Here is a 25493-nt window from a genome sequence, read left to right on the forward strand (position 1 = left end):
ATATTTGCTTTATATGATTCCCCACTGCGAGAGTTTGTATATAATTAATATTAACAAAGATAGGGCTGTCGCAGTCAAATAAACAGGAACACCTATCTTAAGTTCTTTCTTAACGCCTGACATGCTTGTAAAGGTTGTAGAGCCTGTGAACTGAAGCGCTATGTATGAACTTGCAAAAGGGAAAAAGATATATGCTGCTGCGAGAGGCAGCAGGCTTTTATAATACGAAAGTTCAATTCCCTTCATTAAAGCAAATACCGCAATTACGCCTGTCAGCCACCCCTTAACAGCAAAGGACCTGAACGGAATAAAAGGAAGCAAAAGAGGAGTTATGAAGGCGCCAATAAAAACAGACATCAATCCCAAAATCAGAAATGGCAGGCCCCCTTCCCAGGCGTCTTTAAACAGAATGCCTGACGGCTGGATTCCAAACAAAATCAGCACAATCAGGCCAAATAGCGGAAACTTTTTCATGGCAGGATTTATCTCCATGGGCGTAAGTACAAGCCTGTCCAGCATATTAAACCGCACCAACCGCATCTCAGGCGTTTTGATATACCCTGCCCTGATATAAGCAGAGATGTCTTTTGCATGAGCAGGCCCGAAGTAAACCCTGAAGCCTGTTCTTTGCTGAACTATCCGCGCATTGACCCCTACTGCGCCAAGCTGCGGGATAATTATTCTTCTGCGAGTGACTACGTTGTGCAGGTTAGTTTCTTTGATGCGGTTGATAAGTTCATTTGTCCCGAACGTGCCTTTGCCGGCTGCGCACCAGACATTGATGCCCTTTGTATCAAGAACAATTATCCAGGCATTCAGCCCTCTTAATTCCCTTCTCAATATGTCAAAGCTCAGCTTGTAGTTTGCGGTAACAAAAACATCTGATGCTTCATCAGGCTCACCAACAGCATACAATCCCGGGTTAACCGTATATCTCATACGGAAAGAACTCACCCTGCACTTAATCTCTCCCCAGTAATCCTTCCATGTCCAGTCCGGTTCAACCTTGCTGAACACTCTCCTCGGCGAGTCACCCAAGGCGACAGGCTGTCCAGCCGCTTTTTTTACCGCAGTTGGCGGCAAGAAAGATAATTTTTCAATTCCCATTCTGCTTTGCTCCTTTTCTATGCCCTTTATCGCCAGAAAGTTACAGCCCCATTTTCTACTTTAAAACAGTATAATATATTTTGCCATATCTTATATTTTCTTTTGTACTTTTGTATTGCATTTCAGTGCCTGATGTTATTAAATATCTAAGTATGTCTGAACTGACCCCTGTAATGAAACAATACTCAAACATCAAAGAGAAATATAAGGACTGTATCCTTATGTTCAGGCTCGGAGATTTCTATGAGATGTTCGGCGAGGATGCAAAGACAGCGTCAAAGATACTCCAGATTGCCCTGACATCAAGAGACAAATCAAAAGAAGAGCCTGTTCCGATGTGCGGCTTCCCGCATTTCGCCTCTGAAACATATATAACAAAGCTGATTAAGGCAGGACACAAGGTCGCAATATGCGAGCAGATGGAAGACGCCAAAGAGGCAAAGGGCACAGAAAAGGGAATAATACAGAGAGACGTGGTAAGGGTAATAACACCCGGCACACACACACCTGAGCATCCCAAGGAAAATAATTATATTGTGAGTTTCTTTCCTGACGGCAAAAAACACGGCATCGCAGCAGCCGATGTATCAACAGGAGAGTTCATTATTTATGAAACGGTCGAGCCTATTGAAGACGAATTCAGCAGGTTTGAACCCAAGGAGATCCTATATCCTGACACCCTGAGACAAAATATCCATTACTCGGAATCTCTCAAAGACTTTTACGGCACAGCTTATGAAGACTGGGCCTTTGACTATGCAGAAGCATATAAAATTCTCTTAATGCATTTCAAAGTCTCGTCGCTGGACGGTTACGGATGCGAGGGCCTGTCCGCTGCAATATCCGCTGCCGGCGCGCTTATAAATTATCTCGATAAAACGCAGAAAGGAAATCTGAATTTCAGAAAAATCTCAACAATAAATCAGACATCTTTTATGTTCCTTGATTCTGCAACGCAGAGAAACCTTGAATTAATCCGCAATCTCAAAATCAGGACGGAGGAGAACACTCTCCTGTGGGCCATTGACGAGACACTGACGCCCATGGGGGGAAGATACCTCAGAGGATTAATCCTCAGGCCCTTCATTGACATAAGCGAGATACGCAAAAGGCAGAATGCCGTAGAGTACCTTTTTGAAGATTACGAACTCATTGAGACACTGCGCAGCAATCTCAGGAAGCTGCAGGACCTCGAAAGGCTTTCAAACAGGATTGGGGCAAAAAGCGCAAACCCAAGAGACTTGACAGCAATAAGAAATTCCATAACGCATCTGCCTTCCATAAAGAAAGCGCTTCTTTCTTCAAAAGACGTATACCTCAAGTCGATAGCAGAAGAAATATCCGAATTCTCTTCACTGAAGTCGTTGATAGAGTCGTCCATCATAGACACGCCTCCGCTCAGCCTCAGAGACGGAGGAATTATCAGGAATGGCTATAACAAAGAGATTGACAGTCTGAGGAAAATAGCAACAAGCGGGAAAGACTTCATCGCAGAGCTTGAGATGAGCGAAAAAAAGAAGACGGGGATTTCGTCCCTCAAGGTCGGGTATAACAAAATATTCGGATATTATATTGAGATTACAAATGCAAATCTTGACCAGGTTCCCGAGCATTATATAAGGAAACAAACCCTCGTGGGCGGAGAAAGATTTATAACGCCTGAGCTTAAAGAATATGAGTCAAAGGTCATAGGCGCAGAGGAAAGGCTGAAAAATCTTGAGTATCAGGCCTTCAATGAGATACTGAATGAGGCTCAGAAAGAATCGGCGGACCTTGCAAGAACAGCCCATGCCATTGCAGCTTCGGATTTTCTGACATCACTGGCAGTTGTAGCAAAAAGGCATAATTACGTAAAGCCGCGTATAGACGAGAGCGGGATAATCGAGATAACGGACGGAAGGCATCCTGTGCTTGAAAGGATTCCCGGAGAGGAACGGTTTATTCCCAACAATATTTATCTTGATAATGAAAAACAAAGGCTTATGATAATCACAGGTCCCAATATGGCGGGAAAATCCACATACATGAGGCAGATAGCCCTGACAGTCCTTATGGCGCAGATGGGCGGCTTTGTCCCTGCTTCAGAGGCAAGGATAGGAATAGTTGACAGGATATTCACAAGAATCGGGGCGTCTGATTATATAACAAAAGGGCAGAGCACATTTATGGTTGAGATGATAGAGACAGCCAACATACTCAACAATGCCACATCAAAAAGCCTCATAATCATAGACGAGGTTGGAAGAGGCACAAGCACATTTGACGGGATAAGCATTGCCTGGGCTGTTGCAGAGCATATAGCAAAGACAATTAAGGCAAGGACTCTATTTGCAACCCATTACAATGAATTAACAGAACTTGCTATTACACTCGACGGAGTAAAGAACTATAACGTAGTTGTCAAGGAATGGGGAGACGAAATAATCTTTCTCAGAAAGGTAGAAGAAGGGCCTGCTGATAAAAGCTACGGGATTCAGGTCGCACAGCTTGCAGGGCTTCCATCTGAAGTAATCCTGCGGGCAAAAGAAGTCCTCACAAACCTTGAGAAAGAGGAACTGGATGAGGCAGGCGAACCGAAATTTGCATCCCACAAACAGAAAAAGAGAACGGTCCAACTTGACCTTTTTGGAGCAAGAGAGGATTCCCTGCTGTCTGAGTTAATGAACACGGATATGGAAGCGCTATCTCCGGATAATGCATTAAACAAACTCAAAGAACTGAAGAAAAAGTGGGTAAAGTCCTGATATGCATATTCCTCTTGTCTATTCCTGATTTAAAGCCTTTCTTTAACTGTTTTATAATGGGAAAAAATATTAAACCAATCTGTGAGGTTATGCGCAAAAAGAAGCAGTATTTCATAGAGTAAGGCTATCTGCTTATTCCTGCATTTATTCAGGCCTTAGCCCTCAGTATCGTCATTTTACTATCTCCATTCCTGCATTACTTAAAGTTAAACTTAAAGTAAGTTTCCTGCCCTGCTCGCGCTTTCCGGCATTGGATTTATATTCACAGGAATATCACTTATATATAATGCAATACTAATACAAACGCATTAAGTAAAGTGTCATTGCGAGGAGTGAAGCGACGAAGCAATCTCGCAAATTATACTTAAGATTGCCACGCTCCCGTTGGTCGCTCGCAATGACAATGTAACGGCATTTAATGCGTTTGTATTAATTCTCGGGAATCCTTCTTTGCCGAAAGCGCCGCACATGCCGGAGCATTCATTTTCTTGAAAAATCTCATCAGAGCATGAAAATAGAGACTGTGATAAAGTATATGCATGGCAAAAGGGTGTACCCGCATCTATACAGGTAAGGCAATGGGCAAAACTACAGCAAGCGCAGCCCTCTTAAAGGCGAAGATGCTGAAGGTTGGAATGAATGAGAAATAAATTAGCTGGATATATAGTTCGATTGAATTCTGTTAATCTGTTTTACTAAAATTAATTAAAAGTTTTCCATAACCTTGCAAGGCTTAAAATAATGAAACCAAGCAGTCTTAAAATAGGCACCAAATTTACTCTTGCCATTACTTTTATTATTTTAATCTTCTGTGTGGTCTTTTCCCTCCTTCTTTATTCTAATCTCAAGGACAGGGTTATAGAGGACGCTGATGAGAAGACCTTAATCATCATGACCCAGATGGACGCAGTCGGCAGGTATGTCAAAGAAGAATTACGCCCGAAAATGTTTGAAGTTCTTCCAAAAGTAAGCAGGGAGGAAGATTTCGTGGTTGAGGCCATGTCTACCACCCATGTTAGACATAGGATCATGGAAGAGTTCAACAAAGATTTAAAGGATTACACCTATAAAAGGGTGTCAACCAACCCTACTAACCTGAAGAATAAGGCAGACTCCCTCCACGAGCAGAAGCTCGCCTATTTTCAGGAAGACAGGAATAGGAAATCATGGAATGGCGTAATTACGATAGATGGTCTGGAGTATATCATGAGGGTGAAGCCTATAATCACAGAAAAGGGCTGTCTGAAATGCCACGGTGATCCTTCACATGCACCCCTGGGACTTGTCAAGAAATACGGGACAGAGAGCGGCTTTGGATGGAAGGAGGGAGAGGTAATGGGCGTTGATTCAGTCACCATCCCCCTGGCCGTAACCATGGAGCAGATTAGGGGGATTGCCATCTCCACGTTTATATTCGGCTTCGCCAGCCTCCTCTTTCTCTTCATATCGTTACAGGGCGCTTTCTGGAGTTTAGTAAGCAGGCCGTTAACGAAGCTGACTACCATATTCAATGGAATCGTTAAAGGCACCGAGCCGCTTAATCAGTCCCTCCCAATCACAACACGGGATGAAATAGGCGAGCTAACGGACTCTTTCAATCAGATGGCTAAGCATTTATACAACGCGCAGGAAGACCTGAAAAAGAATGCCGAAACACTGCGATCTATCTTTGAAGGTATCAGCGATCCCCTTGCCCTTGTAAATCCTGACTGCTCTCTTGAGATAACGAACCAGGCCTACCGCGAATGGGTGGCAAAGGGAGTTAGCGCGGTGTTTACAAAGGAATGCCATGCTGAAAATTGTGATGCTGACACATTATGCCCGATATGTTTCCTCAAGAAGGTGATGAGGGAAAAAAGGGCGGTCTCCGAATACTGGGAAGACTATGACGGACAATTCTACTATGTTCATCTCTATCCAATCTCTGATGACATGGGGAATGTCATTAAGGCAATTCATTACGTTAAGGATATAACCGATAAGAAACAGATTGAGGAACATATGAGAAGGGCTGAGAAACTGGCTGCGGTGGGACAGCTTTCAGCAGGTGTTGCCCATGAGATCAACAATCCCCTCGGCGGGATAAAACTTTGCTTTAATAATCTTATCACCACAGATATGGACGATGAGACGAGAAGAACCCATATTAAGGTAATAAATTCCGGGCTTGAGCGTATACAGGATATAGTAAAACAGCTTCTTGATTTTTCTAAGAAAACTTCGCTCAGTGTCTCTCCGATGTCCATAAACAACCTTATAGACGGCGTACTAAAGCTTACGGAATATCTCCTATCAGAGAAAAAAATTAAGGTCGTTAAGAATTTCTCTACGGAGTTCCCTCAAGTAATGCTCGACCAGAACAAGATGTATGAGGTATTTTTGAACCTCATACTGAACGCAATTCAGGCGATGGATGGAAAGTCCGGCGAGCTTACCATTGACACAGTGTTAAACAATGGATATTGCGATATCTCTTTTGCTGACACAGGGCCGGGGATACCGGCTAAAGTATTACCGTATATATTTGATCCGTTTTTTACAACAAAGCCCGTGGGTGAAGGAACAGGCTTAGGGCTTTCAGTAAGTAAGTCCATTGTAGAGCAGCACAATGGTAAAATAAGTCTCGAAACATCTGAAACTGGAACAAGGTTTACAGTAAAATTACCACTGCCAAAATGAAAAACAGAATACTCATAATTGAGGATGAGCCGGCCATGAGGATTGGCATGAGCCACTTTCTTTCATCATCAGGATATACTGTTTCGTTCTGTGAAGACGGACTAAAAGGCCTCTCTATAATCGAAAATGAGCGGTTTGATATCGTCATTACAGACCTTAAGCTTCCCGGATGCGATGGAATCACAGTGCTTAACAAGATAAAAACAATCTCTCCTAATACAGGCGTCATAATAATTACCGCTCATGCAGAGGTCAAGACCGCTGTGCAGGCGATTAAGGACGGGGCGTTTGACTATATTGCAAAGCCCTTCTCCAACGAGGAACTCCTCATAACCATTGAACGCTTTCTGAAGTTCTGCAACTTAGAGGCTGAACTAATCCGCTTGAAGGAGACTGTAAGCGGGAAGGTCTGCTTTGAAAATCTTATAGGAGTAAGCCCTTCCATGAAAGATATTTTTGACCGCATATCGTCCATAGCGAAAACAGACGTGCCTGTTTTAATTCAGGGAGAGAGCGGAACAGGGAAAGAACTTGTGGCAAATGCAATACACAACCTCAGCCTGAGGAATGGCAAGGCATTTATAAAAATAAACTGTGCCGCTATTCCTGAGAATCTATTTGAGTCAGAGCTCTTCGGTCATGAAAAGGGCGCCTTTACAGGCGCAGCTGATACCAGGAAAGGAAAGTTTGAGATAACCAATGGGGGAAGCATATTTTTCGACGAAATAGGAGATATGCCTATGGGTCTCCAGGCAAAGCTTCTCAGGGTTCTCGAAGACCATACAATAACCCGCCTCGGCGGCAATGAAACCATAAAGGTCGATGTTAGGGGAATATACGCTACAAGTAAAAATCTGAAGGAAGTCATAAAGAAAGTAGCCTTCAGAGAAGACCTCTTTTATAGAATAAATGTGGTGCCCATTGTGATCCCGCCCTTGAGGGAAAGGGAGGAGGATATCCCATATCTTATAGAACATTTTCTCCGATATTTCGGGGAAAAATATACAAAGCCAGGTGTAAAAATAACATCATCAGCTTATGAGACCCTTATGGCATACCACTACCCGGGCAATGTCCGTGAACTGAAGCACGCCATTGAAAGGGCAGTGGTGCTCTCTAAAAACGGAGTCATAGACATAGAGCATCTCTCTGATGAAATATCAGGCATTTCGGATAGAATTCCATGCATTACTGAAGACCTTTCTTTAGAGGCAAGCGTAAGATGTTTTGAAAAACAGAAGATCATCAAGGCTCTCAATGAGTCAGAGGGCAAGAAGATAGAGACAGCTAAGAGGCTCGGAATCAGCAGAAAGGTGCTCTGGAAAAAACTAAAGGAATACAACATCTGTTAGTGCCCAAACGGGAACACTCTTTCCTTGAAATGTTTCCAACTCGGAACATTTCTCATTACATTTCTGAAACTTTCTCTTATAAAACAAACTCTACTTTAAGTGGCATTTCAATTGCATATACAAACTGTATGAATGGAGACAGCATCCCCAAAATAGGACATTTCTATTTTGGCTTGACAGCTGTAAAATTCATTGTTGACAATCTTTTTCCACCTATGCTAATGTCTGAGAAATTTATGAAATGTCTCAGCGCGGATCCACCTTTTACATAGTTTGATGCCGGAAACGGTATTATTTCTTATTAACCTATAGAGAAAGGAGCGAAAAATGAAGATTTTAGTTGGCCATGATGGCTCGGAACAGGCAGACAAGGCGTTACACAGGGCAGTAGATACGGCTATGATGACAAAGGCCTCGGTAGTTGTGCTTTCCGTGGTGCCTGACCTCTGTATGATGGAGATAGGTATTGATGACTGTAAAAAGATGTATGAAACAATGACCGAAGAATCAAAAAAGAGATTGAATGTCCTGAAAGGAGAATTGTCAAAGAAGGGCGTAAATATGGAAACAGAAGTAAAATTAGGGAATGCTGCTGATATAATCATAAGCACCGCTAAGGAAAAGGGAGCGGATATGATTGTGGTCGGTTCCCATGGGCGGCATGGCGCAAAAAAATACCTTTTGGGCAGTGTATCCTCAAAGGTTGTTGAGTATGCACCGTGTGATGTCCTTGTTGTGAGATAAATAATCATCAGACAAAAAACAAGATATATAGGAGGTGAGCAGATAAATGAAAGAGGTTTTTATACTTTCGGGGATATTCCTCGCACTGGCTGTAATAATAAGCCTTGTTTTATAACCAAAACTAATATGAGGAGGTAAAAGGCATGAATGGAGAAAAGAAATCGCCTGTAGCATTGATTACAGGCCTTATTTTGCTAATTTACGCTATAGTTTTACAGCGTCATGATGCTGCTGCAATACCAGGATTCATGGCAGAGCTTGCAGCTACTCTCAAGACAAGTAAAACAATAGACACACAGGTTAGCGTGGGACTATGGGGAGGGGCAATAATTTCCTTGTTCGGGATATGGAATCTTATCCAGCCCGCCATGAAAACAAAATTTGACAACGTAGTGCGGGCGCCCATGGCAGGAGCAGGGATGATGATTATCCTGGCCTATCTCTGCCGGTTCTACATTGAGCCCATATTTAAAATCTGGGGCAAGGCCGCACAACCGGCGCTTGGTTTTGACTTTGCAGCGATGTTTGGCCTGAATTACATCCTGCTCGGCATTGTTATTGGTATTATATGGGTTAATACCATAGGTGTTCCGGCATGGATGCAGGCAGGTGTTAAGACTGCAAGGCTGGCGATGAAGATGGGTGTTATTACGCTGGGCGCCATGTACAGCATTACTGAGTTGAGATACCTGGGTGGTATCAGTGTAGTAATGATTACAACATTTGTTATGGGCACAGCAATAGCTGTTCTGTGGCTGGGTCAGCTTTTCAAGATACCGAGACCCTTGACAGGAGTGCTTTCTGCCGGCATAGCTGTATGCGGTGTATCAGCAGCAGTGGCAGCCGCGCCTGTAGTTAAAGCGCGCGGTATTGACATGGCATACTCTATATGAATGCTCCTTCTGGTTGGTCTGGTAGGCCTATTTACCTTCCCTCCTATAGCAAGAATAGTGGGCTTCAATGAGCTTCAGTTTGGCGCATGGGCAGGAACAGGAATATTAAACTCTGCTCAGGTAGCAGCAGCAGCCCTTATATTCGACCCTAACACTATAGAGACCTTGAAAGTCGCCGAGATTTTCAATATCACAAGGATACTCTTCCTGCCATTTATTGTTATTATACTTGCAGTCTGGTTCGCAAAGGGTGAGGAAGAAGAGGCTGAGGCTTCCGGGGCCCCTAAGATTAGTATGGGAAAGATTCTTATAGATAAGTTCCCGATATTTGTTCTGGGGTTCATCATCATGTTCGCCTTCAGTTCAACAGGTGTATTCACGCCAAAGGATAATGTGCTGCACGGAAAGAACTTCTATAATGTCAAGCCTGATGAAAAGAAGGAAGTCAGGACAAGGGATCTGAAGAAGATTCAGGCATTTATTGAAACAGGCGAGGTTAAAGATCCCAAGGTCAAAGAGGCGCTGGAAAAACTGGTGGCTGACAAGCAGATTACGAGCGTTGATCAGGCAGACCTCGTTCTGAAAGCACAGGACTTTACAAAAGACAAAGACCTGAAAGCTGTATTCAAGGGCGCGGACTCGAAGGTCCATTCTAAACCTAAAACAATAGGGATAATGAGAGAATACATGATGTGGTTCTTTGCCTTTGGACTTATCGGACTCGGGATGCAGATTACATGGCAGACCATCCGGCAGGCAGGAGGAAAGGCAGCTTTTATCGGCGTGGTTGTGGGCGCGGCAAAGGCAGTCTTGTCTTTCTTTGCAGTATGGTTATTTATTAAAGGCAGCATCTAACAGGAGGTTTAAAATGGCTGAGGAAAAAGCAACTAAAGAAGAACAAAAAAAGATGGAAGAGCGCGCACTCAGTGTCTTTGCCTCTGAGAAAAAGGAAGACATGACTGCGCTGATAATCTCCTTTATCCTGGCGGTAATAGTGCTAATCGCACTTAAGTAAAGAGATTCATGTTTAAAAGAATACTGATAGCTACACACGGCACAGAAGGGGCTAAAAAGGCTGAATCATATGCCATTGGGCTTGCACGGAAATTGGGCGCAGACCTTCATGTCCTCTACGTCATCCATAAGGGCTGGGGGTCGCTGGTCGGCATAGAATGGCTCCATTCCTCTGAGAAGAGAATGGCATTCTACCGCTATGCCGAATCAGAACTGTACCGGATGGCTGATGTGGCCCTGACCGGATTTGTTCAGCGCGCAGAGGCGCATGGCCTTAACGTGAAGTCCTCTGTCAAAGTGGGCGACCCCGGGGATGTTATAGCTGAAGAGGCTGGGGCGCTCAACGCAGATCTTGTCATTATCGGCAGCAGCAACAGCGTAAGGTCAGAGGAATACAAAGCCCGGATATCGCTCAAAAGGCTCATGAAACTTGCACCCTGCCCTGTGCTGGTGGTAAATAACAAATTGGAATTAATGGGAAGGGGAGGTGAGAGGCGCTTAACTGAGGGTGTATTAGCCTGAAAAAGAGAGAAAAGGCATTAAGTTGTTGGGATTCTCAGTGACTTAATGGGTAGCAATAACTAAATAATAGGAGATAAAGATAATGAAGAAATTGGCAATCGCTTTGCTGTGTTTCGCATTTGCAGTTGTAGGTTTTTATAACCTCACACTTGCTGCTGATTGGCCTGATGCCCTTCTTAAAGAGGTAGAGGCGCTAAAGGCAGCTGCTAAAGAAAAGAAGGATATGCCTGCTTCCATCGCCGGAGCAAATAATATAACTGGCGATGAAATCAAGAAGTGGACAGATGAGAAGAAGAAGTTTGTAATTATGGACAACAGGGGGAAAGAGTATGAGAAGGAACATATTGCCGGAGCAGTATCGTTTCCAATAGACGACCTTCTTAAGGACCCCAAGATAGCTGACAAATACGGCAAGGACGAAATTCTTGTCCAGTATTGCAATGGCGTAAAGTGCTGGAAGTCACCGGCAACTGTATTGCTCCTTAAGCACCTCGGATTCAAGAACATCTATTGGTACAGGACAGGAATTCCTGACTGGATAAAGAAAGACTATCCGACGGTAGAAGGTAAGAAGTAAGGTTTTAATGCAACAGATTTTAAGGCGGGCCTGGGTTAACCCAGGCCCGCCTTAAAATCTAAGCTCTTGAGTAGTTTTAGTTATTAGTAATAGCCCATTTGATGTAAAATATACTCCATGCACTACATATCAGAAAGCGTCAACCTGCCCGTCTCAGAAGCAACGGCCTTTAAAGTTCTGTCGGACCTGAATGTAATCCTAAAACTTTCTCCTTACTGGAGCCTGAAGGAACTTAAATCCATTTCTGGTATCCCTATCAAAGAAGGCAGCAGATATGAAGCAACCATTGAGTATTACGCTAAAGAAATAACCGAGACGCACGGATTAGAGGTTGTCGAGTATTTACAGGATAAAAAAATTTCATTTAAGGTAGGAAACGGGGTGCTGAAGGAGATAAACTTTATCATTGAAAAAAACAACACCGGCATCCAGTTGACACACCAGTTTTTGATTGACTCAATAGAGGATGAGACTGTTTTGAAGGGAACTAAAAACGAGCTTTTTTATTGGTTAAGGAGCATAGGCGAATATTTGAAACTTGCGGAAGGAAAGACCTTACGGCAGAGGCTCTTTAAATGGTTTATGGACAGGGCATGGTTAAGGCTGACTCTCTCAGAAAGGAAAATCGCCATTATTGTTACCAAAATCTCCATCCTTGAACTCGTTTTGTTATTGGTATTGATTGTCATATGGAATTTATTCGCATTAAAGTAAAAGTTAAAATAAAATTAAATACACACACCGCAAGGCAATACAGCCAATGGCTGTTTCGGACTGCTTGCCGACATATTAAAACTCCCGGACATGGCTGATTACAAGGCTGTAATACGGAATCTCATCTTTATAGCCATGAATATCTTTATTTTTAAGGCTAAGAAGACTGTATTTTCAATAGAAAATTATTTTAAAAAACATCGGAATCTCGCTCTGAGCGCAAAAAATACCGGAGGTAATATTTGGACTTAGGGATACTTGGAAAAATAACCTTTGACCTTAATTTTCTGTCTGCCCTTTTCAGTATTGTAATAATTGACCTTATACTTGCAGGAGACAATGCTATTGTTATTGCTATGGCTGTCAGGTCTCTGCCTACGGAGCAGAGAAAAAAAGGAATTTTTTTTGGTGCGGGCGCTGCTGTCTTATTGAGAGTTATCGCTACCTTTTTCGTTTCTCAACTTCTTACTATCAGTTTTATAAAACTTATCGGAGGTATATTAATCACATGGATTGCGGTAAAGCTTTTCATGGAAGGAGTGCCGGAAGATAAAATGGATAAAGAAGCGACAACAATTGCACAGGCTATTAAAATAATAGTCATTGCGGACATTACAATGGCTACTGATAATATGCTTGCAGTTGGGGGCGCCTCTCATGGTAATTTGTTTCTCCTCATTTTTGGACTCGGACTGAGCGTGCCTCTCGTTGTCTTTACAAGCAATTTATTGTCAATACTGATGGACAAATATCCCATTATTATTTATATAGGCGCAGCAGTGCTCGGCAAAGTCGGCGGAGAAATGATAATCACAGATCCGTTTACTGTGAATATGCTTAACCCGAGCAATTTGTTTATATATTCCACCGAAGCTGTTTTTGCTGTTGGCGTTATTATTACCGGAAAGCTATGGATGAAATGGAAAATTTCAAAAGCTGAAAAAGAGGAACATGTTCATGAGACAGATTAAACCCCACAATATAATTACGGAGGAACAATGGCAATCTTGACCATATCAAGAGAGTTTGGAAGCGGCGGCAGAGAGATAGGCCTGGCAGTAGCTAAAGCTTTGAACTATGAATACATTAATAAAGAACGAATTCTCGCTGACATACGCGCTACGGGAAAAGATTGGGAAACATACGGCAAAAACCTTGATGAACACTGCCCTACCATTTGGGAAAAATATGACTGGTCGTTCAGGGGTTTCAATGCCCTGCTCCAGAGTCTTATACTGCATTATGCGCTTAACGACAAAGTGGTAATTATGGGAAGAGGCGGAAACTTTCTGCTGAAAGATATCCCTTATGCGCTCAGAGTCCGTGTTACAGCGCCTATTGAACAGAGAGTTGAAAGAATCTTGAAAAGAGAATCAATGGATAAAGACACTGCACACTGGCTTATTGAAAAAACGGATAAAGAAAGGGCATGTTTCATCCATTTGATATACGGTAAGCACTGGGACAGCCCTGAAGAATATGACATGGTGCTGGATGGAGGCTCAAAGACTCTTGATGAACTTACAGCTATCGTTAAAGAAGCACTGCTGGACAGAGACAAGTTTAAGACAGAGGAGGCAATGAATATCCTCAGGATGAAGTCTCTTGCAGCAAAAATCAAGGCAGAACTGCTTACCGACCCATCGTTCTTTATCCCCACACTGGACGTTATTTATGACGGTAAAGAGATTGTCCTCCGCGGCGTTATACACAATCCTAAAGAACACAAGCGTATTGAAGAAAAGGCAAAACAGCTTGCAGGAGAAGTATCTATAAAATGCGAGTTGCATTACAGGACATAAGTTAGGAGTTGAGAGTTAGAAATTGAGAATGCTAAAAAAAGTTTGTTTTGTGTCATTCCCGCGAAAGCGGGAAGCCAGAAGTCTCTGATTTTAAAGAATACTGTATTCCCCGATTAAGTCGGGGAATAACGAATTTGGGACTTTTTCGGGGGTCTCAAATTGAAGAATAGAATTTTTAATTTTCAACTCTTAATTTTCATCACCTTCCGCACATGATAAATCCTCTGAAAAACCGTCACATGCGTAAGGACAAACATTACCAAGAGAATCGGCGTAAACCATCCGGTCAGCAAAGCGAATATCAGAAGGATTATCCTCTCCGGTCTTTCCATGATGCCTGTCTTGCACTCTTCCCCTAACCCCTCTGCCCTTGCCCTTGCATAGCTGATTAAAAATGCGCCAACCAATGTGCCAAGGCTGAGGAAGGCAGCGTTATGCTCACCTTTTGAAGCAAGATACCATGCAACAGAAAGAAAGAGAAACGCATCTGAATATCTGTCAAGCACTGAATCAAGAAAAGCTCCAAACTTTGTAACTTTATTGTTCACCCTCGCAGAAATTCCGTCAAGCATGTCAAGCAATCCGCCGATGAGAATAAGCAAGCCTCCGAGCTTTATGTTATAAGGGATAACTAAAGCGGCAATGGCTGTGATTATAAAACCTGCTATCGTAAAAATATTTGGATGGATTCTGATTCTTTTGAGGATTGGGCTGAGAGGAGCGTCTAAGAAATGGCCGAGTTTGGCGCCAATCATCTATCTCTTTTTCCGGCAATAAATTCTTCCAGCATATTGCGCGCCTGTTCGTCGGAGAATTGCTTCATCGGATGCTTCATGAAATACGCCGATGGAGAAACAAGCGCACCGCCTGTCTTTCTGTCACGCGCAATCTTACAGCACCTTATGGCGTCTATGACAACGCCTGCGCTGTTTGGAGAATCTTCAACAGAAAGCCTTAGTTCAAAATTAACAGGGATATTTCCGAAACCCCTCCCTTCCATCCTTAAAAAGCAGACCTTGTTATCATTCAGCCATGGGATATAATCAGAGGGGCCTATATGAATATTATCCGCATTAAGGGGATTGGTAAGCTGCGACTGAACAGCCTCTGTCTTTGATATCTTCTTGGATTTCAGCCTTGTATGATTCAGCATATTCAGAAAATCGGTATTGCCGCCGACATTCAACTGATATGTATTGTCAACCTTAACGCCCCTGTCAATGAACAGCTTTGTAAGCATCCTGTGTATTATTGTTGCGCCTATCTGGCTCTTGACGTCATCTCCTATAATTGGGATGTTCCTTTCTTCAAAGCGCTTTGCCCACGACCTGCTGGATGCTATAAAGACAGGCACACAGTTAACTAAACTCACGCCGGTTTTCAGGCACGCCTCTGCATAAAAGGCAGTTGCCTTCTCAGAGCCTACAGGCAGATAGTTTAAGAGCATCTCTGCTCCGCTCTGCTTTAAAACTCTTGCGACATCACACGGTTTTTTATCCGCAGCAAGAAATCTTCGTTTCTCAGGATAATCTTTCATGTGCTGCGATATCCCGTCCAGTATTTCTCCCATCTTAACAATGACAGGATAATCATTGAGCTTCTTATTGAATACCTTTGTGCAATTTGGCTCCGCAAACACAGCCTCTTCCAGCGCTCTGCCAACTTTTCTCCTGTCAATGTCAAATGCGGCAACTATGTCCATATCTGCAGGCTTGTATCCTCCGAGGTTATAATGCATCAAGCCCAACGACTTGTCAGGATGCCTGTCCCCCAATCCTTTATAATATCCAATCCCCTGTATCAGAGAGCTTGCACAGTTTCCGACTCCGGCAATCGCAATGCGTATCTTACCTTTCATCTTTTTCAAGAACCTCCATTCATCTCTCTATGTTTTTGGTCGGGGCGACCCGATTTGAACGGGCGACCACTCGCACCCCAAGCGAGTGCGCTACCAGGCTGCGCTACGCCCCGATTATAGAAGTTAAGAGTTTAGAGTTAAGAGTTCCAAAACTTTTCACTTTCAACTTTTAACTAAAAACTACTTAGTATTTCCTTGAGCCTTTTCCTTACATGCCCCAGGATTTTATCCGCCGGCGGGGTATCAGCCGCTTTAGACTCTGCGGCATGCCTGACATAGGAGGTGTTTTCTCCAAACCTTTTCCTGACGCCTTCAATAGTGTATCTCTCCTGATAAAGAAGCCTTTTTATCTCCAGAATAAGTTCAAGGTCTTTTTTAACATATACCCTCTGGCCGGACTTATTCTTTCTCGGTTTTAAAAAAGCAAATTCGGTCTCCCAGTATCTCAGCACATAAGGCTCAATCTCCGCAATCCTGCTTACCTCTCCTATCTTATAAAAGAGCTTATCCGGAATAGGATTCCGGGCTTCAACTCTTTTAACAGAAGGTTTATACATGCCTTACTCTATTATTAACTTTAACTTGTTGCTGGCCCTGAAGGTAATTACCTTGCGCGGCGATATCTCAAGGTCTTCGCCGGTTTTAGGATTTCTTCCCCTCCTTGCAGCCTTCTTCCGGACATGGAAAGTCCCAAAACCTGAAACCTTAACAGACTCGCCTTCTTTAAACGTCTGCTTGAGTGTGTCAAATATTATTTCAATTATGTCCTGCGCCTCTTTTTTAGAGAGGCCTACCTTTTCAAATATCGAATCTGCAATGTCAGCTTTTGTCATATTTACTCCTTAAATCACATGTTATTTAGAATACTATTTTTCTTAATTATATTAAGGAGATAGCTCCTTGTCAAGAAGAAATTAGTTTAAATCTTAAAATAGCCAAGAATCCGGCCTCTGTGCTATTATAACAACAAGGAATTTTATGGCATACACTGACCTGAGGAATTTTATAAATCTTCTTGAAAAAAGGGGACTTTTGCACCGCATAAAGGCAGAAGTTGACCCCTTGCTTGAGATATCCGAGATTACAGACAGGATGTCGAAGAGTCCAGACGGCGGAAAGGCATTGCTGTTTGAAAATGTAAAAGGCTCTTCTTTTCCTGTTGCCGCAAACCTCTTCGGCTCATTTGAAAGGATGTGCCTCGCACTTGAAGTAAGCAAGCTTGATGACATAGCAAAGCGTATAGAGGACTTGCTTAATCAAGCGCCTCCAAAGACATTTCTTGAAAAAATTGCAATGCTTCCGAAGCTGATTGAGCTTTCAAAATATCTTCCTAAATATGTTAAAAGCGCGCCATGTCAGGAGGTCATAGAAAAAGACAACCCCGACCTTTCAAAATTTCCAATAATAAAATGCTGGCCTCATGACGGGCAGGCAGAAGACGAAGGAAGATTCATTACGCTTCCGATGGTCTTCACAAAAGACCCTGAGACAGAAAGACCCAACTGCGGGATGTACCGCATCCATATATACGATAAGAAAACAACAGGGATGCACTGGCATATACATAAGGACGGAGCACGGCATTATGAAAAATACAAAAAATCAGGCACGCGTATGCCTGCCGCAATTGCCGTTGGAGGCGACCCTGCTGTAATTTATTCTGCAAGCGCGCCTTTGCCGGAGGCTATAGACGAGATGCTCTTTGCAGGTTTTCTGAGAAAGGCTCCGGTAGAAATGGTGAAGTGCTTAACAAGTGATATTCAAGTCCCTGCAAACAGCGAGATGGTAATTGAAGGCTATCTTGAACCCGGAGAGACACGCATCGAGGGGCCCTTCGGAGACCACACAGGTTTTTACTCTCCTGCAGAACCCTACCCTGTCTTTCATGTGACATGTATCACGCACAGGAAAGACATGATATACCCTGCAACGCTTGTAGGGAAACCTCCGATGGAAGACTGCTATATGGGAAAGGCAACAGAGCGGATATTTCTTCCATTACTAAGGCTGGATTTCCCTGAGATAAAAGACATAAATCTTCCGATGGAAGGCGTATTCCATAACTTCGCCCTTATATCCATAAAAAAGAGTTATCCGGGCCATGCAAAAAAGATAATACATGGGTTATGGGGAAAGGGACAGATGATGTTTGCAAAATTACTGATTGTTGTTGATGACGACGTTGATGTTCAGAACCTGTCATATACGGCATGGAGAGTGCTTAACAATGTTGACTGGAGGAGGGATGTTGTGCTTTCAGAAGGCCCCCTGGATGCGCTTGACCATGCTGCAAACTGGCCAAGATACGGGGCAAAGATGGGCATAGATGCAACAAGGAAGACGCGTGAAGAGGGGATGATGCGTGACTGGCCCGAAGAGATTCATATGACGGAAGAAATTAAGAAACTTGTTGATAGAAGATGGAAAGAGTATGGATTTTAACCTTTTTTGTCATTGCGAGGAAGTCGAAACGACTGACGAAGCAATCTCTCTCAAAAGCTGATAGCTGTCAGCTTACAGCTAAGGCTAAGATTGCCACGCTGCGCTCGCAATGACAGAAAAAACCAAAGAACAGATACGAGGTAGCAATAAACCATATGACCAAAATTTTCATAACATGGCTCATAAACACAATAGCGATAATGCTTGCTATTAAATTCGTTCCGGGAATTACCTTTTCCGGTGAATGGTGGGGTATTCTGCTCACAGGCGTTGTCTTCGGCATTGTGAATACATTCATACGCCCTCTCGTTAAGTTCTTTACCCTGCCGCTTCTTATATTCTCACTTGGACTCTTTACATTTGTGATAAATGCCGCAATGCTCGGCGTCACTTCATGGGTATCGGAAAGAATGCATCTGGGTTTTCACGTTGATGGTTTTAAGCCTGCTTTCATAGGAGCGTTTCTAATCAGCATCGTAAGCATGGCGCTCTCTTGCCTCGTTCACCCCGTTACTCCCCGCCCTGAAGGGCGAGAGAATTAATGGGCTGAGGGTTGGGCTTTGTGGAGTAACGAGGGGGAACGGAGGAAACAGAAAACGGCATCCGGAAAGCTGAGAATTTTCGTATATTTTTCTCTTGTTTACTCTGTCCGGCAGGTATAAAATATAAAACTCAGAGAAGCAGCAAAGACAATCACAATGGAAAAACAATCACAGATAAAGGGCATAATCAGGTCTCTCGGTCTTGTCTTCGGCGACATCGGCACAAGTCCGATATATACAATTACAGTCGTATTTCTCCTCATGAAACCCACGCATGACAATGTTATCGGCGTCCTGTCTTTGATAGTCTGGACACTTTTAACCCTTGTCACAGTGCAGTATGCCTGGCTTGCCATGAGCCTGAGCAGAAGAGGCGAAGGCGGCACAATAGTTTTAAAAGAGATACTGACATCTCTTCTTTCCTCTAAAAGAAGTGCAGGCATTGTCCTTATGATTTCAATCGTAGGGATTTCTCTTCTTATCGGAGACAGCGTAATCACGCCTGCGATAAGCATACTGAGCGCTGTTGAGGGTTCTCTCCTCATCCCCGGGCTTGGAGGGCTTTCAAAAACAACACTTGTCATCATTGCAGCAATAATCGCAATAATATTATTCGTATTCCAGAGCAAAGGGACAGAGAAAATTGCAGGCGCATTCGGGCCTATAATGGTTTTATGGTTTGCGTCTCTTGCTTTTATTGGAATCGTATTTATCTTTGAAGCTCCGGAGGTTTTAAAGGCATTAAATCCATACTGGGGATTGAAATTCCTTTCGGAAAACGGGATAAGCGGATTTATAGCCCTCGGAGAGATAATCCTGTGCGCAACAGGCGGAGAGGCTTTATACGCAGACATGGGGCATCTTGGCGGCAAACCCATAAGGCAGGCATGGTGTGGAGTCTTTGCTGCATTAGTCCTGAATTATTTAGGACAGGGCGCATTCCTGTTAAAGCATCCGGAGGCAAAGAACATACTCTTTGAGATGGTATTTCACCAGGCAGGTTTAGTCTATATCCCATTCCTTCTATTGAGCATCACCGCAACAGTAATTGCATCTCAGGCAATGATAAGCGGAATGTTCTCAATAGTCTATCAGGGGATAAACACGAGACTGATGCCCATGTTCAAAGTGGACTACACATCCATTGAGAGAAGGTCACAGATATACTTAGGTTCTGTAAACTGGTTCCTTCTTATTTCAGTGCTTTTCATAATGTTTGAATTCCAGGAATCAAGCAGCCTTGCTGCCGCCTATGGTCTTGCCGTCACAGGTACCATGTCACTCACCGGCATAATAATGACATGGATATTCTACCTCAACAAAAAACCACTGCTCTCATTTATCTCTCTTATTATCACCCTCATAGATATGTCATATCTCATTGCAAACTTCTATAAGATACCTCACGGCGGTTACTGGTCTCTGATACTTGCCTCTATTCCGCTTGCCATGATAATACTTTATACAAAAGGGCAGAAAAGGCTTTACAGGAATATGAACTTCATGCCGTTAGAAGAATTCCTCCACAAATTCACCAGAGTATACGAGACTACAGAAAAGATTAAAGGTACAGCATTATTTCTTATAAGAGATGCAAAGGAAATTCCCTTCTATATAACACAAACAATGTTCTATCACGGCATCATGTATGAAGATAATATATTTGTATCCATAATCAAGAGAGACGACCCTTTCGGCGTTACAGGTTTCTTTAAAGAAGACGTCGCAAAAGGCCTTAGGGTGTTTGAGATACAGATGGGATATATGGAGGTGGTTGACATAGAGGAGATATTAAGAGAAGCAGGCGTAGAGGAGAGGTCTGTCTTTTACGGCGTTGAAGAAATAACAACAAGCAATCCAATCTGGAAGGCATTCTATTTCATCAAGAGAAATACTTCAACGTTTATTCGTTTCTACCAGTTTCCGCCAAAAAAACTTCACGGCGTTCTTACAAAGGTGGAGTTATAGTATGCGCGATAAATGCGGCGGCGCGGCAAATCTGAGAACACCTACGCTTAAGGTAAAGAAGTGTCCCGAATGTGATGCCGATGTGGAAATCTTTTCAACCGAAATTGAGACAAAATGCGGCAAATGCGGATTTATCATATACAATGAGATTGAGTCATGCATCCAGTGGTGCAAATACGCAAAAGAATGTGTTGGAGAGGAACTTTATAAGAAATTGAAAAGACAGGATTAACTGCGGTTCTTTTTGTGTTCTGCTGCTTTTTTAATCATCCCGCTTGTCCACTCTGGCGTTCCGAGGGCGTGGGTATGCGTATACGTTGCGAGGACATTTTTATAACACAGGCCGTCCATTTTGTTGATTATCCCTTCGCCACGCTTCATTCTGAAGGCAAAATAGATATTCCCTGCATTGAATTCTGAGGCTGCTTCCGAGTTAATGACGCGGGAATAATGGAACTCATGCCCTTTGAGCACAGCGCCCTCCGGATAAAAGGGATTGGCTTTCTGCACCTCTGCTATTGAATACCCGTGAGCCTGCGGTTTCTTCTCAAGAGAAAAACTGAATGGGAAAATTCCTGTCATTGGATATGTCCTGCCGTCTATAACCAGGGATTCGCCTAAATACATCAGCCCTCCGCATTCAGCATAAACAGGAAGCCCTTTTTCAATGGCTTTCTTCAGGGAATCTCTGAAATCACTGTTTTCAGCAAGGGCTATTGCATGTGTCTCGGGAAACCCTCCGCCGATATAAAGCGCATCAATATCAGGAAGCAATCTTTCCTTCAATGAGCTTATTCCTATTATTTCTGCTCCCATTGCTTCAAGCTCTTCAAAGTTTTCAGGATAATAAAACTGAAAAGCAGAATCCCGTATAACGCCAATCCGCAATCCCCCCATCCCCCCTTTAGCAAAGGGGGGCAAGGGGGGATTTTTTAATTGCTGATTGCTGACCGCTGACCGCTGACCGCTGACTTCAAGCTGACATGCCTCTTTTGCAATCTTTAAAACTGTATCAACATCAATGTATTTCTCAGTTATCTCAAGCGCTTTATCAATCGCCTGCTGCGCCCCTATATGTTCCTGAAAAGGCACAAGCCCCATATGCCTCTCAGGAAAATTTTCTTCCTTCATTCTGGGAAATGCTCCAAGGACAGGAATATTGCAGTATTTCTCTATGGAGTTCCTGATGATGGATTCATGCCTGCTTCCTGCGATATAGTTCAGGATAACGCCCTTTATTTCAACACCTGTATCAAACTTCTGAATGCCTGATATTATCGCCGCAATCGTCCTTGTTGCCTTTGTGCAGTCAACGATAAGCAGGACAGGCGATTTAAGCCTCTTTGCAAGCTCTGCTGTGCTGTGAGTGCCTTGCTCGTCCATCCCGTCATAAAATCCCCTGTTGCCCTCTATAACAGCGATATCAGCAGATTTCGCATGATTCACAAACGAAGGGATAATCCGCGATTCGCTGATTAGAAATGTATCAAGGTTATAGCATGGGCTTCCCGCTGCCGTTGAAAGCCAGCCGCCATCAATATAATCAGGGCCCTTTTTGAAAGGGATAACTTTCATGCCTTTCTTTCTGAATGCAGCTATCAGCCCCAGTGAAAGAGTTGTCTTGCCCGAGCCGCCTTTCAAACCCGCAATAATAATTCTTGGATATTTTGATTTCATATAAAAATTATAGCTGAGGAAAGAAGTTATTATAAAGCATTATTAAATCAATTCCGTTATACATAAAAGAAAAAGGACAAAGGAAAACCCTTTGTCCTTCAGTTTTTGAAAAATAAAAAAACTAAACTTATTTTATCAGTCCTTTTTCCCTGAGATACTCTTCGCTCGGAATCTCCACTGAGCTTGCGCCGCCGCCATAGGAATACATAAGCCTTCCTACATCAATCATCCCTCTCATGGCCTTCTTGACAACATCCATCTCTATCCCGGTCTCGGCATTGATGCCTTTGATGATATCTTTTTCTTTCAGTTTCTTCTTGCCTTTTGCTGCCTCTACGAAGGCAAAAATTTTGTCTTGAAGTTCAGCTGTTTCCATATACCTTACCCCCTTTTTATTTGGGATTGGGGATTAGGGTTTGGGATTTAGCGCTTTTACTAACCCCTAACACCTAACCCCTAACACCTAATTATTGTTACCACTTGAATGTTGCTGATGTCCTCATTGTATCGCGCATGAATGTAAAGTCGTCAATTGACTGGAATGTGAACTCAATGCCTGTAAGAGAGAAGAATCTCTCCCAGCCTATCCTCTCTATCCACTCTCCAACCCTCTCATGCTTCCTCGCATTCTTGGCGTATACTTCAATAATATGTTTTATTGCTGCAACAGCTTTAGGCCATCTCGGCGGCTCGTTTGAGATGTAAGGAATAACGAGCTTTGAGAACTTCGGATTGCTTCTAAGGCTGTTTACCTTCCCTCCGACAACTATTGCAACTCCGTCGCGCTCAGGGTCTTTGATGCTGATTGGCGGACAGACTGTAAAACAGTTTCCGCAGTACATACACTTTTCAGCGTTAATCTTAACGCTTTTCTTTGCAGGATCAGGGCTGATAGCGCGCGTCGGACAGGACCCGATAACAGTCGGGAGTTCGCACATATTCTTGAAGTTGTCGTGGGCAATTGTAGGAACCTTTGTATGAACTGCAACAACAGCTATGTCTGAGCAGTGAACAGCGCCGCACATGTTAACGCAGCATGCAACTGCAAGCCTTACCTTGTTAGGAAGCTTCTTTGATTCAAAATACCCATAGAGTTCATCCATCATTGCCTTAACAAGGCCTGATGCGTCTGTACATGCGCTGTGGCAGTGAACCCATCCCTGTGTATGGACAACATTTGTGATGTGAGGACCGATTCCGCCCATCTTGAAGCCTCTGTCTTTAAGCTCCTTCTTCAGCGGCTCAAGTTTCTTCTCCTCTGAGACGAGGAATTCCACATTGTTTCTTGTTGTGTACCTTAGGTATCCGTCGCAATACTTTTCTGCCATATCGCACTGCTCACGGATTGTCGCAGTGGACAAAAGCCTCGGAGATGCAACCCTGACTGTCCAGAGCTTGTCTCCGCTCTCTCCAACATGAACCATTGTCCCCGGAGTCAGGACCTCATGGTATTTCCACTTGCCGTAATTCTTCTGTATAACAGGCGGCAAGAACTGTTTATAATTAGGCGGCCCGATGTCTGTTTTTCTCTGTGGTAATGCCATCTTAAATATCCTCCTTACTAAATTTTATTAAAATTTGTATTTACCTGTTTTCTTTTCTTCGGCTTCCTTAGCCTTGTATGCAGCGATGTCATCTTCTGTATAGAACATGAATGGGTCTTTTCTTGGTTCCTTTATCTGCTGCGGCTGAGGAGGAACGCCTATTGCCTCAAGAAATGACCTCATGCCCTTCATCTCTATAACTTCACCGATTCTTTCTCTCGGCTTTGCATTTTCATCCCACCAGTCCCATATTTTTCTGATCATGTCTTTGACCTCAGTGTATGGCGGCTCTACCTTAATAAACGGCACGATGACCCATGAAAGCAGTGAACCTACAACGATAGGAGCTTTACTTCCTATGCAGATTGTTGCTCCTCTTTCACCGCTCGCCTTTAATGCCTTTGTCATTTTTGTTATGCAGTGCATGCACCTGCTGCATTCAGCGTTGTTAATTTTCATCGCCTTTCCGTCATAGCTTATGCACTGCGTCGGACACATATTGACGATCTCGGCGTTTATATCCATTCCTTTCTTCGCATAATTCTGGACTTCGGCCTGGTCTATTAATATGTCGCCCTTCCATGTCCCGATGATGGACATGTCTGCACGGGCAATAGCTGCAACGCAGTCACAAGCGCAACCAGAAGACTTTATCTTGAATTTATATGAAAATGCCGGTCTGTGCATCTCATCCTGAAATTCCTGTGTGAGCGCGTATGTGAGATCGAGCGTATCATAGTTTGTCCACTCGCAACGGCCAGGTCCGATGCAGCAACTCGGGGTTCTCAATGCAGAACCTGAACTGCCAAGATCCCATCCGCGGGAGGAATATTCAGCGAATATCGCCTCAAGTGATTCTGTCCTGCAACCCAGAAGAACCAAGTCTCCGGTTGAACCGTGCATATTCGTCAAACCGCTTCCGTATTTATCCCATATATCGCATATTTCTTTCAGCGCCTTGCTTGTGTAGAAAAATCCGCTCGGCTGGTTTAATCTGACGGTATGGAAGTGCGCTACTCCGGGGAATTCATTGCCTAATTCTGAATACCTTCCGATAACTCCGCCTCCATAGCCGAGAACGCCGACTATACCGCCGTGTTTCCAGTATCCAACCTTGGTGCTGTAACATTTTTCAAGATGACCGACAGCGTCATTAGCCATCTCATTGGTCTTGGCAGCTTTTTTCATCTCAGTGACAAAGCTTGGCCACGGACCCTTCTCAAGGTCGTCAATTAAGGGCGTATTATACTTCTTCATCAAATTCCTCCTTTGTGTGATTTTTATAGCCTAATTTTCGTGAAAAAATGTAAGCTA

At 43.4% G+C, this 25493-nt stretch carries 25 protein-coding genes and 1 tRNA gene; 16 read left to right on the forward strand and 10 right to left on the reverse strand.

Going from position 1 to position 25493, the window contains the following annotated elements; all coding sequences use genetic code 11:
- Positions 1–9 precede the first annotated feature (9 nt).
- Positions 10–1107 (reverse strand): acetyl-CoA synthase subunit gamma, encoded by a 1098-nt coding sequence (locus HY035_02720; protein MBI3377304.1) that lies wholly within the window; start codon positions 1105–1107, stop codon positions 10–12.
- Positions 1108–1259: 152 nt separating this feature from the next.
- Here HY035_02720 and mutS point away from each other — a divergent pair, with 152 nt between their 5' ends.
- The 12 genes from mutS to HY035_02780 all read left to right on the forward strand — a co-directional run bounded on the left by mutS (position 1260) and on the right by HY035_02780 (position 14148).
- The gene (gene mutS, locus HY035_02725) at positions 1260–3851 is read left to right on the forward strand and encodes a DNA mismatch repair protein MutS (protein MBI3377305.1); all 2592 of its coding nucleotides are present in this window, start codon (positions 1260–1262) and stop codon (positions 3849–3851) included.
- Between the two features lie 741 nt (positions 3852–4592).
- Entirely contained in the window at positions 4593–6530 is a 1938-nt protein-coding gene (locus HY035_02730) for a DUF3365 domain-containing protein (GenBank protein MBI3377306.1), read from the forward strand.
- Positions 6527–7882: a sigma-54-dependent Fis family transcriptional regulator gene (locus HY035_02735; protein MBI3377307.1), complete on the forward strand. Its 1356-nt coding sequence runs from the start codon at positions 6527–6529 to the stop codon at positions 7880–7882. Before HY035_02730 ends, HY035_02735 begins: the two co-directional genes overlap by 4 nt.
- 327 nt (positions 7883–8209) lie before the next feature.
- Positions 8210–8626: a universal stress protein gene (locus HY035_02740; protein MBI3377308.1), complete on the forward strand. Its 417-nt coding sequence runs from the start codon at positions 8210–8212 to the stop codon at positions 8624–8626.
- Positions 8627–8769: 143 nt separating this feature from the next.
- Entirely contained in the window at positions 8770–9519 is a 750-nt protein-coding gene (locus HY035_02745) for a putative sulfate exporter family transporter (GenBank protein MBI3377309.1), read from the forward strand.
- A complete protein-coding gene (locus HY035_02750) occupies positions 9520–10374 on the forward strand; it encodes a putative sulfate exporter family transporter (protein MBI3377310.1) in 855 nt (284 codons plus the stop codon).
- Between the two features lie 13 nt (positions 10375–10387).
- Entirely contained in the window at positions 10388–10534 is a 147-nt protein-coding gene (locus HY035_02755) for a hypothetical protein (protein ID MBI3377311.1), read from the forward strand.
- A gap of 8 nt (positions 10535–10542) precedes the next feature.
- Positions 10543–11055: a universal stress protein gene (locus HY035_02760; protein ID MBI3377312.1), complete on the forward strand. Its 513-nt coding sequence runs from the start codon at positions 10543–10545 to the stop codon at positions 11053–11055.
- Between the two features lie 82 nt (positions 11056–11137).
- Positions 11138–11632 carry a rhodanese-like domain-containing protein gene (locus HY035_02765; GenBank protein MBI3377313.1) on the forward strand — a complete coding sequence of 165 codons (495 nt, stop codon included), beginning with the start codon at positions 11138–11140 and terminating at the stop codon, positions 11630–11632.
- Between the two features lie 117 nt (positions 11633–11749).
- The gene (locus HY035_02770) at positions 11750–12346 is read left to right on the forward strand and encodes a hypothetical protein (GenBank protein ID MBI3377314.1); all 597 of its coding nucleotides are present in this window, start codon (positions 11750–11752) and stop codon (positions 12344–12346) included.
- A 242-nt stretch (positions 12347–12588) separates the two neighbouring features.
- Positions 12589–13317 (forward strand): TerC family protein, encoded by a 729-nt coding sequence (locus HY035_02775; protein ID MBI3377315.1) that lies wholly within the window; start codon positions 12589–12591, stop codon positions 13315–13317.
- 27 nt (positions 13318–13344) lie between these two features.
- Positions 13345–14148, forward strand: coding sequence for a cytidylate kinase family protein (locus tag HY035_02780; GenBank protein ID MBI3377316.1), 804 nt, complete (start codon positions 13345–13347; stop codon positions 14146–14148).
- A 182-nt stretch (positions 14149–14330) separates the two neighbouring features.
- On the opposite strand, the gene HY035_02785 is transcribed toward HY035_02780, so the two are convergent.
- From HY035_02785 to HY035_02805, 5 genes are all read right to left on the reverse strand, one after another.
- Positions 14331–14903, reverse strand: a complete 573-nt coding sequence (locus tag HY035_02785) for a CDP-alcohol phosphatidyltransferase family protein (protein ID MBI3377317.1) — start codon at positions 14901–14903, stop codon at positions 14331–14333.
- The gene (locus HY035_02790; GenBank protein MBI3377318.1) at positions 14900–16006 is read right to left on the reverse strand and encodes an inositol-3-phosphate synthase; all 1107 of its coding nucleotides are present in this window, start codon (positions 16004–16006) and stop codon (positions 14900–14902) included. The genes HY035_02785 and HY035_02790 overlap by 4 nt, the downstream gene beginning before the upstream one ends.
- 36 nt (positions 16007–16042) lie before the next feature.
- Positions 16043–16119: transfer RNA gene (locus HY035_02795), tRNA-Pro, on the reverse strand.
- Positions 16120–16179: 60 nt separating this feature from the next.
- A complete protein-coding gene (locus HY035_02800; GenBank protein MBI3377319.1) occupies positions 16180–16563 on the reverse strand; it encodes a MerR family transcriptional regulator in 384 nt (127 codons plus the stop codon).
- Between the two features lie 3 nt (positions 16564–16566).
- Positions 16567–16839 carry an integration host factor subunit alpha gene (locus tag HY035_02805; GenBank protein ID MBI3377320.1) on the reverse strand — a complete coding sequence of 91 codons (273 nt, stop codon included), beginning with the start codon at positions 16837–16839 and terminating at the stop codon, positions 16567–16569.
- Positions 16840–16984: 145 nt separating this feature from the next.
- Between HY035_02805 and HY035_02810 the strand changes: the two genes are divergently transcribed.
- From HY035_02810 to HY035_02825, 4 genes are all read left to right on the forward strand, one after another.
- The gene (locus HY035_02810; protein ID MBI3377321.1) at positions 16985–18448 is read left to right on the forward strand and encodes a menaquinone biosynthesis decarboxylase; all 1464 of its coding nucleotides are present in this window, start codon (positions 16985–16987) and stop codon (positions 18446–18448) included.
- Between the two features lie 155 nt (positions 18449–18603).
- Positions 18604–18990 carry a phage holin family protein gene (locus HY035_02815; protein MBI3377322.1) on the forward strand — a complete coding sequence of 129 codons (387 nt, stop codon included), beginning with the start codon at positions 18604–18606 and terminating at the stop codon, positions 18988–18990.
- Positions 18991–19146: 156 nt separating this feature from the next.
- Entirely contained in the window at positions 19147–20958 is a 1812-nt protein-coding gene (locus tag HY035_02820; protein ID MBI3377323.1) for a KUP/HAK/KT family potassium transporter, read from the forward strand.
- 1 nt (position 20959) lies between these two features.
- Positions 20960–21190 carry a hypothetical protein gene (locus HY035_02825; protein MBI3377324.1) on the forward strand — a complete coding sequence of 77 codons (231 nt, stop codon included), beginning with the start codon at positions 20960–20962 and terminating at the stop codon, positions 21188–21190.
- Here the strand turns inward: HY035_02825 and HY035_02830 are convergent.
- The 4 genes from HY035_02830 to dsrA form a co-directional block, all read right to left on the reverse strand.
- The gene (locus tag HY035_02830; GenBank protein ID MBI3377325.1) at positions 21187–22635 is read right to left on the reverse strand and encodes a cobyrinate a,c-diamide synthase; all 1449 of its coding nucleotides are present in this window, start codon (positions 22633–22635) and stop codon (positions 21187–21189) included. The two genes, HY035_02825 and HY035_02830, sit on opposite strands and share 4 nt — an antisense overlap.
- Before the next feature lie 127 nt (positions 22636–22762).
- Complete coding sequence (locus HY035_02835) at positions 22763–23011, reverse strand: hypothetical protein (protein MBI3377326.1); 249 nt, start codon at positions 23009–23011, stop codon at positions 22763–22765.
- Positions 23012–23108: 97 nt separating this feature from the next.
- Positions 23109–24179 (reverse strand): dissimilatory-type sulfite reductase subunit beta, encoded by a 1071-nt coding sequence (gene dsrB / locus HY035_02840; protein ID MBI3377327.1) that lies wholly within the window; start codon positions 24177–24179, stop codon positions 23109–23111.
- A gap of 27 nt (positions 24180–24206) precedes the next feature.
- A complete protein-coding gene (gene dsrA, locus HY035_02845; protein ID MBI3377328.1) occupies positions 24207–25436 on the reverse strand; it encodes a dissimilatory-type sulfite reductase subunit alpha in 1230 nt (409 codons plus the stop codon).
- Positions 25437–25493 lie beyond the last annotated feature (57 nt).

It is taken from the genome of Nitrospirota bacterium, from assembly GCA_016195565.1.
Lineage (GTDB): Bacteria > Nitrospirota > Thermodesulfovibrionia > Thermodesulfovibrionales > UBA1546 > UBA1546.

Bases quoted from the DNA above. Each gene is read 5' to 3' on its own strand.
- HY035_02720 (MBI3377304.1), bottom strand. From the start codon at position 1,107: ATGGGAATTGAAAAATTATCTTTCTTGCCGCCAACTGCGGTAAAAAAA.
- mutS (MBI3377305.1), top strand. From the start codon at position 1,260: ATGTCTGAACTGACCCCTGTAATGAAACAATACTCAAACATCAAAGAG.
- HY035_02730 (MBI3377306.1), top strand. From the start codon at position 4,593: ATGAAACCAAGCAGTCTTAAAATAGGCACCAAATTTACTCTTGCCATT.
- HY035_02735 (MBI3377307.1), top strand. From the start codon at position 6,527: ATGAAAAACAGAATACTCATAATTGAGGATGAGCCGGCCATGAGGATT.
- HY035_02740 (MBI3377308.1), top strand. From the start codon at position 8,210: ATGAAGATTTTAGTTGGCCATGATGGCTCGGAACAGGCAGACAAGGCG.
- HY035_02745 (MBI3377309.1), top strand. From the start codon at position 8,770: ATGAATGGAGAAAAGAAATCGCCTGTAGCATTGATTACAGGCCTTATT.
- HY035_02750 (MBI3377310.1), top strand. From the start codon at position 9,520: ATGCTCCTTCTGGTTGGTCTGGTAGGCCTATTTACCTTCCCTCCTATA.
- HY035_02755 (MBI3377311.1), top strand. From the start codon at position 10,388: ATGGCTGAGGAAAAAGCAACTAAAGAAGAACAAAAAAAGATGGAAGAG.
- HY035_02760 (MBI3377312.1), top strand. From the start codon at position 10,543: ATGTTTAAAAGAATACTGATAGCTACACACGGCACAGAAGGGGCTAAA.
- HY035_02765 (MBI3377313.1), top strand. From the start codon at position 11,138: ATGAAGAAATTGGCAATCGCTTTGCTGTGTTTCGCATTTGCAGTTGTA.
- HY035_02770 (MBI3377314.1), top strand. From the start codon at position 11,750: ATGCACTACATATCAGAAAGCGTCAACCTGCCCGTCTCAGAAGCAACG.
- HY035_02780 (MBI3377316.1), top strand. From the start codon at position 13,345: ATGGCAATCTTGACCATATCAAGAGAGTTTGGAAGCGGCGGCAGAGAG.
- HY035_02785 (MBI3377317.1), bottom strand. From the start codon at position 14,903: ATGATTGGCGCCAAACTCGGCCATTTCTTAGACGCTCCTCTCAGCCCA.
- HY035_02790 (MBI3377318.1), bottom strand. From the start codon at position 16,006: ATGAAAGGTAAGATACGCATTGCGATTGCCGGAGTCGGAAACTGTGCA.
- HY035_02800 (MBI3377319.1), bottom strand. From the start codon at position 16,563: ATGTATAAACCTTCTGTTAAAAGAGTTGAAGCCCGGAATCCTATTCCG.
- HY035_02805 (MBI3377320.1), bottom strand. From the start codon at position 16,839: ATGACAAAAGCTGACATTGCAGATTCGATATTTGAAAAGGTAGGCCTC.
- HY035_02810 (MBI3377321.1), top strand. From the start codon at position 16,985: ATGGCATACACTGACCTGAGGAATTTTATAAATCTTCTTGAAAAAAGG.
- HY035_02815 (MBI3377322.1), top strand. From the start codon at position 18,604: ATGACCAAAATTTTCATAACATGGCTCATAAACACAATAGCGATAATG.
- HY035_02820 (MBI3377323.1), top strand. From the start codon at position 19,147: ATGGAAAAACAATCACAGATAAAGGGCATAATCAGGTCTCTCGGTCTT.
- HY035_02825 (MBI3377324.1), top strand. From the start codon at position 20,960: ATGCGCGATAAATGCGGCGGCGCGGCAAATCTGAGAACACCTACGCTT.
- HY035_02830 (MBI3377325.1), bottom strand. From the start codon at position 22,635: ATGAAATCAAAATATCCAAGAATTATTATTGCGGGTTTGAAAGGCGGC.
- HY035_02835 (MBI3377326.1), bottom strand. From the start codon at position 23,011: ATGGAAACAGCTGAACTTCAAGACAAAATTTTTGCCTTCGTAGAGGCA.
- dsrB (MBI3377327.1), bottom strand. From the start codon at position 24,179: ATGGCATTACCACAGAGAAAAACAGACATCGGGCCGCCTAATTATAAA.
- dsrA (MBI3377328.1), bottom strand. From the start codon at position 25,436: ATGAAGAAGTATAATACGCCCTTAATTGACGACCTTGAGAAGGGTCCG.